This window comes from Halosimplex rarum (assembly GCF_047715405.1).
GTDB classification, from domain to species: Archaea; Halobacteriota; Halobacteria; order Halobacteriales; family Haloarculaceae; genus Halosimplex; species Halosimplex rarum.
Genome location: NZ_CP180412.1, coordinates 988,520 through 1,001,321, shown reverse-complemented (window position 1 = coordinate 1,001,321; position 12,802 = coordinate 988,520). Strand labels below are relative to the sequence as shown.

At 70.0% G+C, this 12,802-nt stretch carries 16 protein-coding genes; 7 read left to right on the top strand and 9 right to left on the bottom strand.

Going from position 1 to position 12,802, the window contains the following annotated elements; translation table 11 throughout:
* Positions 1-118: 118 nt before the first annotated feature.
* Entirely contained in the window at positions 119-658 is a 540-nt protein-coding gene (locus tag ACMGFH_RS04930; protein ID WP_415381686.1) for a multiprotein bridging factor aMBF1, read from the top strand.
* Between the two features lie 108 nt (positions 659-766).
* Here the strand turns inward: ACMGFH_RS04930 and ACMGFH_RS04925 are convergent, their stop codons facing one another.
* Positions 767-1,327: a response regulator gene (locus ACMGFH_RS04925; RefSeq protein WP_415381685.1), complete on the bottom strand. Its 561-nt coding sequence runs from the start codon at positions 1,325-1,327 to the stop codon at positions 767-769.
* Between the two features lie 171 nt (positions 1,328-1,498).
* On the opposite strand from ACMGFH_RS04925, the gene tpiA reads away from it, so the two are divergent.
* From tpiA to ACMGFH_RS04905, 4 genes are all read left to right on the top strand, one after another.
* Positions 1,499-2,149, top strand: coding sequence for a triose-phosphate isomerase (gene tpiA, locus ACMGFH_RS04920; RefSeq protein ID WP_415381684.1), 651 nt, complete (start codon positions 1,499-1,501; stop codon positions 2,147-2,149).
* Positions 2,150-2,196: 47 nt separating this feature from the next.
* Positions 2,197-2,370, top strand: a complete 174-nt coding sequence (locus tag ACMGFH_RS04915; RefSeq protein WP_415381682.1) for a hypothetical protein — start codon at positions 2,197-2,199, stop codon at positions 2,368-2,370.
* A 7-nt stretch (positions 2,371-2,377) separates the two neighbouring features.
* On the top strand, positions 2,378-3,706 hold the full coding sequence (locus ACMGFH_RS04910) for a CynX/NimT family MFS transporter (RefSeq protein WP_415381681.1): 1,329 nt from the start codon (positions 2,378-2,380) through the stop codon (positions 3,704-3,706).
* Positions 3,707-3,826: 120 nt separating this feature from the next.
* The gene (locus ACMGFH_RS04905) at positions 3,827-4,234 is read left to right on the top strand and encodes a hypothetical protein (protein WP_415381680.1); all 408 of its coding nucleotides are present in this window, start codon (positions 3,827-3,829) and stop codon (positions 4,232-4,234) included.
* A gap of 92 nt (positions 4,235-4,326) precedes the next feature.
* Here ACMGFH_RS04905 and ACMGFH_RS04900 read toward each other — a convergent pair whose 3' ends face one another.
* Positions 4,327-6,255, bottom strand: a complete 1,929-nt coding sequence (locus tag ACMGFH_RS04900; protein ID WP_415381679.1) for a helicase HerA domain-containing protein — start codon at positions 6,253-6,255, stop codon at positions 4,327-4,329.
* A 102-nt stretch (positions 6,256-6,357) separates the two neighbouring features.
* Here ACMGFH_RS04900 and ACMGFH_RS04895 point away from each other — a divergent pair, with 102 nt between their 5' ends.
* Positions 6,358-6,486 carry a hypothetical protein gene (locus ACMGFH_RS04895; protein ID WP_415381677.1) on the top strand — a complete coding sequence of 43 codons (129 nt, stop codon included), beginning with the start codon at positions 6,358-6,360 and terminating at the stop codon, positions 6,484-6,486.
* A gap of 79 nt (positions 6,487-6,565) precedes the next feature.
* Complete coding sequence (locus tag ACMGFH_RS04890; RefSeq protein WP_415381676.1) at positions 6,566-6,913, top strand: hypothetical protein; 348 nt, start codon at positions 6,566-6,568, stop codon at positions 6,911-6,913.
* A 202-nt stretch (positions 6,914-7,115) separates the two neighbouring features.
* Here the strand turns inward: ACMGFH_RS04890 and ACMGFH_RS04885 are convergent, their stop codons facing one another.
* The 7 genes from ACMGFH_RS04885 to ACMGFH_RS04855 form a co-directional block, all read right to left on the bottom strand.
* Positions 7,116-8,408, bottom strand: coding sequence for an MFS transporter (locus ACMGFH_RS04885; RefSeq protein ID WP_415383194.1), 1,293 nt, complete (start codon positions 8,406-8,408; stop codon positions 7,116-7,118).
* Positions 8,409-8,576: 168 nt separating this feature from the next.
* Positions 8,577-9,305, bottom strand: a complete 729-nt coding sequence (locus ACMGFH_RS04880; protein WP_415381675.1) for a fumarylacetoacetate hydrolase family protein — start codon at positions 9,303-9,305, stop codon at positions 8,577-8,579.
* Between the two features lie 67 nt (positions 9,306-9,372).
* A complete protein-coding gene (dinB, locus tag ACMGFH_RS04875) occupies positions 9,373-10,725 on the bottom strand; it encodes a DNA polymerase IV (RefSeq protein WP_415383192.1) in 1,353 nt (450 codons plus the stop codon).
* 208 nt (positions 10,726-10,933) lie between these two features.
* Positions 10,934-11,653, bottom strand: a complete 720-nt coding sequence (locus ACMGFH_RS04870) for a hypothetical protein (RefSeq protein WP_415381674.1) — start codon at positions 11,651-11,653, stop codon at positions 10,934-10,936.
* Between the two features lie 389 nt (positions 11,654-12,042).
* Positions 12,043-12,246 carry a hypothetical protein gene (locus ACMGFH_RS04865; protein WP_415381673.1) on the bottom strand — a complete coding sequence of 68 codons (204 nt, stop codon included), beginning with the start codon at positions 12,244-12,246 and terminating at the stop codon, positions 12,043-12,045.
* Positions 12,233-12,400: a hypothetical protein gene (locus ACMGFH_RS04860; RefSeq protein WP_415381672.1), complete on the bottom strand. Its 168-nt coding sequence runs from the start codon at positions 12,398-12,400 to the stop codon at positions 12,233-12,235. Before ACMGFH_RS04860 ends, ACMGFH_RS04865 begins: the two co-directional genes overlap by 14 nt.
* Entirely contained in the window at positions 12,393-12,686 is a 294-nt protein-coding gene (locus ACMGFH_RS04855) for a hypothetical protein (RefSeq protein WP_415381671.1), read from the bottom strand. The genes ACMGFH_RS04860 and ACMGFH_RS04855 overlap by 8 nt, the downstream gene beginning before the upstream one ends.
* Positions 12,687-12,802: the final 116 nt, after the last annotated feature.

Below are 12,802 nucleotides of genomic sequence, written 5' to 3'. Positions count from 1 at the left end.
GAGATACGGGCGAGAGCGGCAAAAAGGCAGGTGGCATCGGCGCGGCCGCGGCCGCCGCGCGGGCGTTCCTGCCGTCGCTGGCGTATACTTTATCAACAGTCGCCGGTAAGGGTGGACCATGGTTCAGTGTGAGATGTGCGGGAAGGAGACGAGTTCCCCCAACCGCGTCAAGATCGAGGGGGCGGAGCTCGACGTCTGCGACGAGTGCACGGACTTCGGGACCGAGGTGAAACAGCAGTCCTCCTCCGGCGCGTCGACGAAGTACTCCACGTCGTCGAGTTCGTCGGACGGGTCTTCCTCCTCGTCCTCGTCTTCGTCGTCTTCGAGTTCCGGCGGTGGGTCCTCGCGTCCGCGGCGGGACATGTTCGACGAGATGGACGAGCTCGCACAGGACTACGACGAGACCGTCCGCTCGGCGCGCGAGTCCGCGGGTCTGAGCCAGGAGGACCTGGCGCGCAAGCTCAACGAGAAGGCGAGCCTCATCCGAAAGATCGAGCGCGGCGACACGCTGCCGAGCGACGAGGTCCAGACCAAGCTCGAGAGCGCCCTCGACGTCGACCTCTCGGCCGGCGGGACCGCCGACGAGTCCGAGTGGTCGGGCGGCGACTCGACCGGCGAGTACACGCTCGGCGACGTCGTCGAGCGGAAGGACTCCTGAGGGTCGCGGGCGAACGAGCGGGACGGCCGCTCTACACAGACGATAGGTCGAGAAAGCGGACGGTATCGGTGGGCAGAGACCGCGCCCCGCTGGGTCGCGGGCGCGAGGCTACTGTTGTCTGGTCACGTAGTCGGTGCCGAGCTCGTCGGCGATGCCCTGCACGTCGTCTTCCATCTCTGCGATCTCGCGCTGGAGGCGACGGAACAGGTCGCTCTCGGCGAGTTCCGATTCGGTCTTCTCGACTTCGAGGACGTTCCGCTTGAGCCGCTTGGAGGTGAGCTCCCGCATCCGGTCGTTGTACTCCGAGAGCTTCATCAGTCGGTCGACGACCGCTTCGAGGTCGTCGCGGGTCACCGGCTTGACCACGTAGTCGTCACAGCCCATGTCGATGATGTCGAAGTCGGGGTCGACGGCGGTGACCATGGCGACCCGGCACTGGAGGGCCCGCTCTTCGATCGCCGCGAGGACCTCGTTGCCGGAGACGATGGGCATCCGCCGGTCCAGCAGCACGACGTCGAGGTCCGAAGCGAGCATCTCCAGCGCCTCGACGCCGCCGTATGCCGTCCGCACCTCGTACTCGCCGTCGAGGTACTCTGTGTACAGCTCCGCGAGGTGGGTCTCGTCTTCCACGACCAGCACCGTCCCTCGCTTTTCGGTCCCCTGTGTCACAACGGACGTAGGTTACGAGGACACCGCCTTAACTCTCACCCTCGGCGGCCGCGTCGGTCGCCGACGCCTCCGCGTTCTCGGGCGGACCCTCCGCCCGACGATTCGGGCGACCGCGGCGCCAGTCTCGCCGGACTCACAACCTATTTCTCCGTCCGGGTTCGCCTCCCGGGTATGTTCGTCCTGGTCAATCTGAAAGCCTACCCGTGCGATCCGGTCGCCGTCGCCGAGGCGGCCCGCGACGTGAGCGAAGAGAGCGGCGTCCGCGTCGCCGTCGCCCCGCAGGCCGCCCACCTCTCGGCGGTCGCCGAGACCGGCGTCGAGACGTGGGCACAGCACGTCAGCCCCGTCGAACACGGCAGCCACACCGGTAGCACGCTCGCCGAGGCCGTCGCCGACGCCGGCGCGACCGGTACGCTCCTCAACCACTCCGAGGCCCGGCGCAAGCTCGCCGACATCGACGCGGGCCTCGACGCGGCCGAGCGCGCGGGGCTGGAGACGGTGGTCTGCGCGAACAACCCCGGGCAGGTCGGCGCCGCGGCCGCGCTCGGCCCGGACGCCGTCGCCGTCGAACCGCCCGAACTCATCGGCACGGGGACGCCCGTCAGCAAGGCCGACCCCGACATCGTCACCGATGCGGTCCAGGCGGCCACCGCGGTCGACGACTCGGTCGACGTGTTCTGCGGCGCCGGCATCTCGACGGGCGACGACCTCGACGCCGCGCGCGAGTTGGGCGCCTCGGGCGTCCTGCTGGCCAGCGGCGTCGCCAAGGCCGACGATCCGCGGGCCGCGCTCGAAGACCTCGTCGCACCGCTCGTTGAATAAGCCTCGTCACCCCGGTCGCAGAGGAAGCTTCGTCTCACCGGCGCGGAATGGCCTCCGTCGCCCCGCTCGTGGAATCGGTCTCGGGCGTCGACCACGGGGAGGGCGACGCGGTCGCGAACCGTCTCGGCGGCCGCGAACGAGGCGACGAGCGCGCCGCGAACGAGGCGACGAGCGCGCCGCGAACGAGGCGACGGAGCTTATTAGGGGGCGTCCGTCGCTAGCGGACTCATGGTCGAGGACGCCGACTCCGCCGGCGGCTCGAACGGCGCGGACATCGTCGCCGGTTCGGACGGCCCCAGCGACTTGGACGGCCCCGCCCCCGGCAACCCGGACACCACGGACGCCGGCGATGTCGTCCCGCCCAGCTCTTACCTGCTCGTCGTCCTCGGCGCGCTCAGCTACCTCCTGCTGATGGCGAACTGGTTCGCGCTCGCGGCCTTCCTCGACCCCATCGCGGACGGCCTCGACCTCTCGGACACCCAGTCCGGTGCGCTCGTCGGCGCCGTCCCCCTGACCTACGTCCCTCTCTCCTTGCTCTCGGGGCTCGTCCTCGACCGCATCGGCGCGCGTCGCGGGATCGCCCTCGCCGTCGGTATCTTCGCCGTCGCGCAACTGCTCCGCTCGGCGACCGCCGGCTTCCCCGGGATGCTCGCCACGACCGTCCTGTTCGCCGTCGGCGCGACCGGGATCACGTTCGGCCTGCCGAAACTCGTCGCGAGCGTCTTCCCCGCGCGCCTGCTGGGGACGATGTCGACGGTGTACATCCTCGGCTCCTACGCGGGGACCGCCGCGGCATACAGCGTCGGTCGGGCGATCCTCGGCCCGGCGCTCGGCGGGTGGCGCCCGACCTTCCGCGCGCTCGGCGCAGCGGCGCTCGCCTTCCTCCTCGTCTGGATTCCGGTCGCCGTCTGGCACGCCCGCCGGTACGGGACGCCGTACGGTGGCGACGGCGAGAGCGCCTTCTCGCTGGTCTCCCTCCGGACCGACGTGAAGCGGGTGTTCTCCCACCGCGTCATGCGGCTGCTCGTCGTCGTCGGTACGGCGTACCTCCTGCTCGGCCACAGCCTACAGGGGTGGCTCCCGACGCTCGCCGGGTCTCGCGGCGTCTCGCCCGATGTCGCCGCGATGGTCGCCACGCTGTTCGTCGTCGGCCAGGCCGTCGGGACGGTCGTCGTCCCGCCCGCGTCTGACCGCCTCGGCCGTAGACGCGAGGGAGTCGTCGCCTGCGGGCTCGCCGCCGTCGTCGGCGTCGTCGCGCTCGTCTTCGTCGGGGACGCCGTCGGCGCCGGTGGGGCCGCGCTCGTCGCCGGAATCGGCGTCGGCGGCGTCTCGCCGCTCGTGCGCGCCATCCCGACCGAGATAGAAGACATCGGTCCGGCGCTGACCGCGACGGCCGTCAGCCTGGTCTTCGCGGTCGGCGAACTCGGCGGCTTCTTCGGCCCGTTCCTCGTCGGCGGGCTCCGCGACCTGACCGGATCCTTCCTCCCCGGCCTCGCCGTGCTCGCGGTCGGCGCGCTCGCGATGGTCGCCGCGGGTCTGCGACTGCCCGAGATCTGATCTCCCTCGGCGGTCCGAAGCGGCGACGGCACTACGGGACTGGCATCGATCGTCCGTCCGCTCGTCGCCGATCGACCGCCGAGCGGAGCGCTTTTGCTCGGTTCTCGCGCAGTGACAGGTATGCCCTCCACCCGACGCCGGTTCGTCGCCTGTGGCGTCGCAGCGCTCTCCGGACTCGCCGGCTGCAGAGACGGTCTCAGCAGCGGTGACTCGCTCCGTGAACTCCACCTCGGACTGTCGAACCGGACGGACGGCCGGCGAACGCTCCACTTCGCGCTGGAGGCGGCCGACGGGCTCGGAGAGTGGCACGAGTTCGAACTCACCGCGGGTGCCGAACGCGATGAAGCCATCGAACCGTCGACCGATCGGGAGTGGGAGCGCTTCCACGCCGTCGCCGGCGACCACCGGGTCTCCGGCGACCTGTTCGGCGAGAGCGGCGAGAGCGCCTGTCTCCGGTACGACTTCCGGCTCGATCCCGCGGAAGTCGTCGCGCTGTACCCGAGCGACCAGTCGCCGTGTGGGACGTAGGTCACCGTTGAGATTTCGAGGCAAGTCGGCTCAGCGGCCAGATCGCTGCACTGCAGAAAGGGTCGAGAGACGAGTGTCGACTCGGCCCGGTGTCAGTCCGCGCTCGCGGACGCGTCGGCGTCGCCGTTTTCGAGGACGCTCTCGACCTGTTCGACGAACGGAACGACGTCGTCGCGGTCGGTGCGCTCGGCGAGGAGTTCGGTGACGCGGTAGTCGTACCGGCCGCGGCCGACGTGTTCGACGAGGCCGCGGACGCGGAGTCGGCGGTTGCGCGCGTAGGCGGACGTGCGGTCCTCGGACCCGCCGGCGGCGAACAGCGCGTCCATCGGCGTGCCGGGGCCGTGGTCGCGGTAGTACCGGAGCATCTGTCGGGTCTCAGGACCGAGGTCAGCGAGATCGTTCGCGAGTCCGCGGGCGAACGCCGCCGCGTCCTCGACGGCGTCGGCGTCGACGGTCGCCGTCGTCCCGGCCTCGAACGCGTCGGTCGCGCGGTCGCCGAGCGGGTTCCCGTCGACGGCGTCGAACCCACGGGTCATCGCCGCCGTGTTGGTCGAACCGTCGGTCCCGGCCGCGTCGTCGACCATCCCGCCGTCGGTCGCCGCGCCCGCGGCCTCGGTCGCCGTATCGTCCCCGTCGTCGCCGAACGCGCCCGCCATGTCGAACATGCCGGCACCGGCGTCGTCGCCGTTCGCGTCGGCCGTTCCGTCGTCCGCGGCGGTCGCTCCGCCGTTCGCGTTCGCGTCGGTTCCGGTGACTCCGCCGTTCGCGGCCGCCCCGTCGCCGTTCCAGGTCATCGCGTTCTGCTCGTAGCCGTCGTCCTCTCGGGCGGTCTCGTCGGGGAGCGGACGGTCCTCCTCGCGGTCCGACGGGCCGTCTCCCCAGCGACCGGCCTCGTCGAACGAGGCCTGGTCCCCGGTGGCGGCCGCGCGCTGGTCGCGCATCCGCTGCTGTTCGGTCCGACCCGGATTCGCGCCCTTGACGTGGTCGACCAGCGCCTGGGTGAACTGGTCGGCCATCCGCTGCATGTCCCTGGCGTCCTGAAGCTCCGCTTCGAGCTCCGCGATCCGGGAGTTCTTGTCGTCGAGCTGGTCCCGCAGTTCGGCGATGCGGTCCTCTGTCTGCTCTTTCTCCTCGCTGATCTCCGCCAGTTCGGAGACCAGATCGTCGCTGACGGACTTCAGGTCGGGGCGTTCGAAGTCGTCGAGGCCGGGCGTCGCGCCGGCGTCGAAGGTCTGCTTGCGGTGGAACTGGACGCGCTGGATCGCCTCGGCCCAGTCGTTCATCATGAATGCCTCGCCGTCGTCCAGATCCTCGACCGCCTCGGCGTACTCGCGGTCGAGCACCCGGCTGACGACCTTGGTGTCGTTGTTCCAGGTCAGGCGATGCCAGACGAGCCAGTCGCACTGCGTGATGAAGTCCTTCTTCACGTCGGCGGGGCGCTGGCTGATGCCGACGATGCCCAGGCCGTGCTTGCGGCCGCGCTTGGAGATCTTGATCAGCATCTTGCCGCACTCGCCGACGCTTCCCTTCTGGGGGATCCACTCGTGGCACTCCTCGACGAGCATCAGGAAGGGCTGTTTGAGCTTCTTGGCCTTCGCGAACAGGCGCTTGGAGACCTCGGTCAGGAGCTCCGCGGCCTCCTCCTCGTCGAGGAACGAGGAGACGTCGAGGATGATAGGGACGTTCTGTTCGAGGGCGAGGGTGGCGATCTTCTCCGCGTGTTCGACGGTGATCTGGATGTCGCACTCGTCGTCGGCGCCGGCGTGGAGGATCTCGTACTCCTCCTTCAGACCGTAGTACTCGCCGTCGATGTCGACGATGAGCATGCCGAAGCCGTTGTCCAGCAGCTTCTCGACGACGACGCTCGCGGTGTTGGACTTGCCCGAGCCGGACTTGCCGGTGATGAAGCCCCGACCGGTCAGCAACTCGACGACGGGCAGGTCGACCGACCGACCCGGCTCGCCGCTCCCACAGGGTCCGTCGCTGACGTCCGCGACGGTGATCGACTCTGTCTCTGCCATTACGGATCGACAGCCGCGGCGGAGCCATAAGCCCCCGTCAGACCTCCGTCTGACGGCCCGCGACCGCAGCCGTTTTTTGCCCGACGCGAGCCTCGTCGTTCGGTGTCGCGTTCCCGCAGCCTCCCGATAGCGGCCGTCGCGCTCGTCGCACTCGTCGCGTTCGTCGCGCTCCTCGCCGATTGTCTCGGTGAGATCGGCGGTGACGGGACCACCGGCTTCGGACGGGAGTGACGTCCCAATGGTCAAGCGATTTAACTGCGGGGCGCGAACGTGGGGTAGAGTGGTCGCGACCGATGGAGTGGATGGGACAGTGACGCGCTACGAGACGACCGTCGAGGAGGGAACGGTGTACGTCGGCGCGCCCGAGGGCCCGCTGGAGATCGGGTCCCTGGAGACGGTGCTCGACGCCGTCGGCGGCCCATCGTGGACGATCAGTTACTCCCCCGCCGAGACGGAGCGCCACCCCGAGATGGACACTAGCGACGCCGGGCTCACCGTCGACGTCGTGGACATGATGCACACGATGACCTTCGGCGAGCGCTTCGTCGAGACGATGGCCGCCCACCCGACCGAGACCCCCGAGGACGGCGACCTGTCCCCACGGATGGGACTGTTCGTCGGCAAGCTCCTGGACAACCTGGAGAACGGCGTCGACTGAGGCCACGTTACCCGATCGGAACGGCTCGCACGAGCGCGAGCGGCGGGTCTGTGGTGACGCCGGCCGATGAGTCTGTGACGACTGCGATCGACGGTCCAGCGCCGACAGCGTTCGTCGTCGGCTCGCGGTCCCTCCCGAAGCCGATGGAGACGGGCGTCGCTCCGTTGGGCGTGCGGATCGCGAAGTCGTACCGCGGTGGCCGTCAGACCGCGGCCCGGCGGCCGAGGACCAGGCCGAGCAGCGACCCGACGACGGCGAACCCGGCGAGAGCGAGGAACAGCGCGGTCGCGTCCGCGAACGCGAGGATCCCGCCGGCGATAGTCCCGCCGAGCGCGCCGACGCCGAACACGCCGAGGTAGGTGAACCCGTAGGAGAGTCCACGCGTCCCCGACGGCGTATACTCGGCGACGGTGGCCTGATACATCGGCTGGACGACGAACAGGAGCACGCCGAGGACGGCTCCGAGCGCCATCAGCGGGACGATCCCCGCGTTCGAGACGGGGACGAACAGCAGCGCGAGGACGGCCAACCCGCCGAACGCGCCGGCGATGCCGTACTCGACGGGGATGCGGTCGGTCAGCTTTCCGCCGGCGTACTGGCCGAGGACGCCGACGAGCAGGAGCCCGGAGTAGAAGTAGTCCTGCGGCTTGAGCGTCTGTCCGCCGCCAGCCTCGACGCCCAGGGCCGAGCCGACGCTCCCGGGGAGGAGCGAGCTGACGGGGATCGGTTCGAAGCCGGGGAGACCGCGCAGGAGTTCGGGGAGGAAGGTCAGGACGCCGCGGTAGTACAGCCCCGAGCACATCACGACGACGAACACCAGGACGAAGCTCCCGGCGAACAGCCGCCGCGACTCCGTCAGGAACTCTCCGAGGGAGTCGACGCCGCTCCCCGCCTTCGACTCGCCGGCGCTCCCGCCGTCCGCGGCGGTTTCGGGGGCCTCGACGGCCGCGGTCTCGTCGAAGTTCGCCTGTGAGGCGTACACCGCGGCGAGCAGCGCCGGCGCGCCGAGGACGAGCGCGACCGTGCGCCATTCGACGAACAACAGGAGGACGGTCGCCAGCAGGGGACCGAGGCCGATACCGACGTTGCCGGCGATGCCGTGGTAAGCGAGCCCGGTCCCGCGCTCTTCGACGCCCTTGCTGATGAGCGAGAGGCCTGCGGGGTGGTAGACGCTAGCGCTGGCTCCCCACAGGACCAGCGCCGCGGCGACGACGACCATGTTCGGCGCCAGCCCGAGCAGGATGTAGGAGAGGCCCATGCCGAACAGACAGGCGCTGATGAGCCGACGCGAGCCGAGCCGGTCGACCATGATGCCGCCCGGCAGCGCACCGAGCCCGAACAGGCCGTAGCCGAGCGTGACTATCACGCCGACCGTCGCCGTCGTCACGTCGAACGTGGCGAGGCCGAGCGAGATGACTTCGAACTCGGTGAGCCAGACGACGACGAACAGCGGTACCGCCATCTCGTAGGTGTGGACCGCCCCGTGAGCGAGCATCACGAGCGCGGTGATCGCCCTGTCGTTCGCGTTCACTACCCCCTCGTTCCCCGCCGATCGCCTTTATTTCGATGATCTCGGAGGCGACGGATCACGGAAGCGACGGATCACAGAAGCGGCGGAGCGCGGAGCGACGAACCGCCGCGGGACCAGCGGTCGAGCGGATCGTCAGTCCGCGTGGGCCGCGTCGACGACCTCGTTCCGCAACGTCCCGACGCCCTCGTAGGTTATCTCGACGGTATCGCCGGGTTCGACGGTACCGGGGTTCGCCGGGCTCCCGAACGCGACAGCGTCGCCCGGCCGGAACGTGAACCGGCGGGAGAGGTAGGAGACGATCTCGTAGGGGTCGAACAGCATCAGTTCGGTATTCGCGTCCTGTCGCTGCTCGCCGGCGACGAGCGTCTCGATGTCGAGGTTAGTCGGGTCAACGTCGGTCTCGATCCAGGGACCGAGCGGTCCGGAGGTGTCGAAGGCCTTCCGCGCGGTGCGGCCCTGCTGGTCGAGCGCGTCGACGTCGTTCAGGATCGTGTACCCGCGGACGACCTCGGGGACCTCCTCGGGCGCCACGTCGCGGCACCGCTCGTCGATGACCGCGACGAGTTCGCCCGCATAGGTCAGTTCCTCGGTCCACTCCGGGTAGCGGATCGGGTCCTCGGGACCGACGAGCGCCGCCGGGGGTTTGATGAAGAAGTCCGGTTCCTCGGGGCGCTCGTAGTCCATCTGGTCGAGCGTCTCGGCGAAGTTCCGTCCGACGCAGTACAGCGCCGAGGGCGAGCAGGGGTAAGTGAGGTCACCGTCGCGACCGACGACGTACTCGCCGTCGTCGGCGATCACGACGCCGTCCTCGTAGCGGCCCTCGACGACGCCTTCGGGCGTCTGCAAGCGAGCGAGTCGCATGCGACTCGGTTGAACGCTCCCGTACAAAGATCCCCCGGACTCGCGGAGGGACGACCGTACCCGCCGCTCACTCGTACTCCCAGAGGGAGAGTTGTCCGTCCCGCTCCTCCGGCGTCTCCTCGCTGGCCTCTTCGGCAAACTCGCCGTCTGCGGCCTCGTCGTCGTCGAGCGTCTCGCCCTCGTCGGCCCAGTCCGCGAGCGTCCACCCTTCGTCAGGCCCACCTGCTTGCGTCTCGTCCTCGGCCGACCCGTCCGCGAGTGTCTCGCTGTCGTCCTCGTCCTCGGTCTCGGCTGATTCGACCGCGTCCTCGAACCCGCCGAGACTGGACTGTTCGCCCTCGGCAAAGGAGAGGTTCGAGACGCGGACGCCCAGCTTGCGGACGCGGTCGTCCTCGAACTCCTCCAGCAGGTCGAGCGCCGTCGATTCGAGGAGGTCGGCGTCCTCGATGGGGCCGGGCAGCGACTCGGCGCGCGTGTTCACGTCGAACGGCGGCGTGACGACCTTGATCCCGATGGTACGGTAGAGCGCGCCCTCGCGCTGGGCGCGGTCGGCCACGTCGGCGGCGAGCGCGCGCACCTTCTCGCGCTTCTCTTCGGTGTCCTCGGTCGGATCGGTGAACGCCGACTCCCGTGAGAGGCTCTTGGGCTCGCCGACGGGCGTCACCTCGCGCGGGTCTTCGCCGCGGGCGAACCGCCGGACTTCCAGCCCGCGCTCGCCGAAGCGATCGCGGACGCGGTCGGGATCGGCGGCGGCCAGATCACCGGCGGTCTCGATGCCCATGTCGCGCAACTCGCGGGCGGTGACCGGCCCGACGTTGTGGATTTCGGCCACGTCCATCGGCGCGAGGAAGTCCCGCACCTCGCCGGGTTCGACGACGACGAGGCCCTCTGGCTTGTCGTAGTCGCTGGCGATCTTCGCGGCGCTCATCGTCGGCGCGACGCCCACGCTGGCGACGACGCCGACTTCCTCGCGGATGCGCGCTCTGAGGTCGCGAGCGAACGCGGTGACGCTCTGGACGTTCGCTTCTTCAGCCGCCTCGCCGTCCCACGCGATCCGGTCGGTCACGTCGAGGTACGCCTCGTCGATGCTGACCTCGCGGACCACGTCGGCGTGCTCGTGGAGGATCGACTTCACGTCCGCGGCGACCTCGTTGTAGTAGTCCAGGTCGACCGGCCGGTAGAAGCCCGCCTCCTCGACGTCGAGATCGGGGTCACTCGCGGCCTCGACCTTCCGGGGCAGGCGCTCCAGTGCCTCGGAGATCGCCATCGCGCTCTCGACGCCGAACTCGCGGGCTTCGTAGCTCGCGGTGGCGACGGCGCCGTGGGGTTCCGCGGACTCGTAGCCCATCCCGACGACGAGCGGCTGGCCGCGCAGCGCGGGCTCGCGCAGTCGCTCGCAGGCGGCGTAGAAACAGTCCATGTCGACGTGACAGACCACCTGGTCGGGCGTCGGCGCGCTCCCGAGACTCCCGAGGTCGCCGCTCACGGGCGCACCCCCGTTGCCGGGCCCCTTCGTCGCGCCCGGCCCGCTCGTTCGGTCGCGTCCATCTGGTCGTTCACCTCTCTCGTTCGGGCCGTGAAGAACCCCTCGGCGCGACGTCGGCGACCGCTCGTCCCTCCTCGTGCGGTCATCCGCCGGTCGGCGTCGCCGTGGGCGTGTCCGCGCTCGTCGGCGTCCCGGTCGTCGGTCCTGCGGATGTCGCGGTCGCAGTTCCGCCCGTTTCGGTCCCGTCCGTCGGCGCGGCCGTACCGGTCGGCGCGGCGGTGCCGTTCAGCGCGGGCGTCGCCGTTCCGTTGCCCGGCGTTCCCGGCGGGACTGCCGTGCCGTTCGGCCCCACCGCGGGCGTCGGCGTCGCCGTGGTGGTCGGCGTAGGGCTCACAGTCGCCGTGGGCGTGACGGTCGGGGTCGCCGTGGGTGTCGGACTCGGCGTCGGCGCCGCCGGGTATCGGTCGAGGACGAGCCGATCTCCGTTCGATCCGTTCCAGACGATCCTGAGCGCCTCGTAGGCCGCACCGGGGACCCGGCACGACGCGCCGCGGGTCACGTTCGAGACGGGCGTCGCGCAGGCCTCGCCGTCGGTCCCCGCGAAGTTGCCGAGCCTGCCCCGTCGGTCGGAGTCGACGGAGACGTGCGAGCCGTTGAGTCGGTCGCCGCCGTAGTGCGTGACGAGCACGTCCGTCCCGTTCGTCTCGAAGACGAAACTCGCCCGCGGTCGGTCGTCGTCCGCGCTCCCGGTCCCGCCCGACAGCGACGTCACGACCGACATCGCCAGCAGTATCGCGGCCGCGGCCATGAGGATCAGCAGCGTCTGCTCCGATATCCCGCGGCCGCCCCAGCGTCTGTTCACGGGTCGTCTTTCCGGTCCTCCACAATAGAGTTACTGCCCGACGGAGACGAGTGACTGCCCCTTTCGACGGAGAGCGGGACGGAGGCCGATCTAACACCGGTCCGGCGAGCAACGCGGGAGTCGCTACCGGAACGGCCCGGGACTCGATAGCCATCACTCGACCCGAAACGGCTGCTCCGCCGGTCGCCCGCCGAGACCCCGATAGCGGGATGCGAACCGGTCGCTCCGAACGGAAACTGCCGATAAAACCTCGAGGCGCGACGGGGTGGCCAGGGCCCGTCGCAGTCGCACGCTGATTCGTGCACGGTGCCAATGTTCCGGGAGTTCACGACGCTGGTTCACGTCGGGAGCCCCGTATGACTCCATCTGCGTGTTAGTCACACACATACTTAGTCATTCCCCCTGCGGCGAGGCTTGCAGGGGTCGGGACCGCGCCGTCGGTCGACCAGTTCCTCCGCGGCGTAGGATTCGCGGCAGGTCCGACAGTAGGCGCTGGGTGCGCTCTCCGCGGGATTCAGCGCCGTGTGGCCCACCGGGCAGGCCACGCGGTACGGGTCCGAGAGCAACTCGCGCAGTTCCTCAGGGGCCACCATCGATAGTCCCCGCGAGCGCTCCCGTCAGTTCGTGGTCGCCGATGCAGCCGCACCGCGGACACGGCGCCGCGCCGGCGCTCCCGACGCCGAACTCGAACCCGCAACCGTGACACCGATACACCACTCGCGACCCAGGCCGACGCGCGTCAGTCATCTCGGGCACCTCCGCCGACCGCGGCGTCATCGCCGCCTCGGCCGCCTTCGACTCGATCGCCAGTTTCGGCGATCCGCCGGCAGTACGCCGCGGCGGCGTCGGCCGCGGTCGCGCCGTGGCCCTCCGCGGCGACCCCGGTCTGGGTCGCGCGCCAGCCGTCGCCGTCCTCCTCGAGGACGATGGTCGTCCAGCGCCGCCGACGCCCCGGCGACACCTCCGCGTCCGGTTCCTCCGATTCCGATACCACACCGCCGCTCGGCGAGTCGTCCGCCGCGTATTCGCTCACTGGCACACCTCCGACCAGCGACCCCGGTACAAAAGCCGTTAGCCGCGTCCCCGGAGCGGAAGTGAAAGTGGTCTCGCGGCGGAAATCCCCGTCACGTCCCGCGATCGGAAGTGGTC

What these genes read in the sequence shown, in the direction of transcription:
- ACMGFH_RS04885 (WP_415383194.1), bottom strand. Translation starts at nt 8,408, where the DNA reads ATGCTCGCTCACGGGGCGGTCCACACCTACGAGATGGCGGTACCGCTG.
- ACMGFH_RS04905 (WP_415381680.1), top strand. Translation starts at nt 3,827, where the DNA reads ATGCCCTCCACCCGACGCCGGTTCGTCGCCTGTGGCGTCGCAGCGCTC.
- ACMGFH_RS04915 (WP_415381682.1), top strand. Translation starts at nt 2,197, where the DNA reads ATGGCCTCCGTCGCCCCGCTCGTGGAATCGGTCTCGGGCGTCGACCAC.
- ACMGFH_RS04900 (WP_415381679.1), bottom strand. Translation starts at nt 6,255, where the DNA reads ATGGCAGAGACAGAGTCGATCACCGTCGCGGACGTCAGCGACGGACCC.
- dinB (WP_415383192.1), bottom strand. Translation starts at nt 10,725, where the DNA reads ATGGACTGTTTCTACGCCGCCTGCGAGCGACTGCGCGAGCCCGCGCTG.
- ACMGFH_RS04880 (WP_415381675.1), bottom strand. Translation starts at nt 9,305, where the DNA reads ATGCGACTCGCTCGCTTGCAGACGCCCGAAGGCGTCGTCGAGGGCCGC.
- ACMGFH_RS04930 (WP_415381686.1), top strand. Translation starts at nt 119, where the DNA reads ATGGTTCAGTGTGAGATGTGCGGGAAGGAGACGAGTTCCCCCAACCGC.
- ACMGFH_RS04865 (WP_415381673.1), bottom strand. Translation starts at nt 12,246, where the DNA reads ATGGTGGCCCCTGAGGAACTGCGCGAGTTGCTCTCGGACCCGTACCGC.
- ACMGFH_RS04860 (WP_415381672.1), bottom strand. Translation starts at nt 12,400, where the DNA reads ATGACTGACGCGCGTCGGCCTGGGTCGCGAGTGGTGTATCGGTGTCAC.
- tpiA (WP_415381684.1), top strand. Translation starts at nt 1,499, where the DNA reads ATGTTCGTCCTGGTCAATCTGAAAGCCTACCCGTGCGATCCGGTCGCC.
- ACMGFH_RS04910 (WP_415381681.1), top strand. Translation starts at nt 2,378, where the DNA reads ATGGTCGAGGACGCCGACTCCGCCGGCGGCTCGAACGGCGCGGACATC.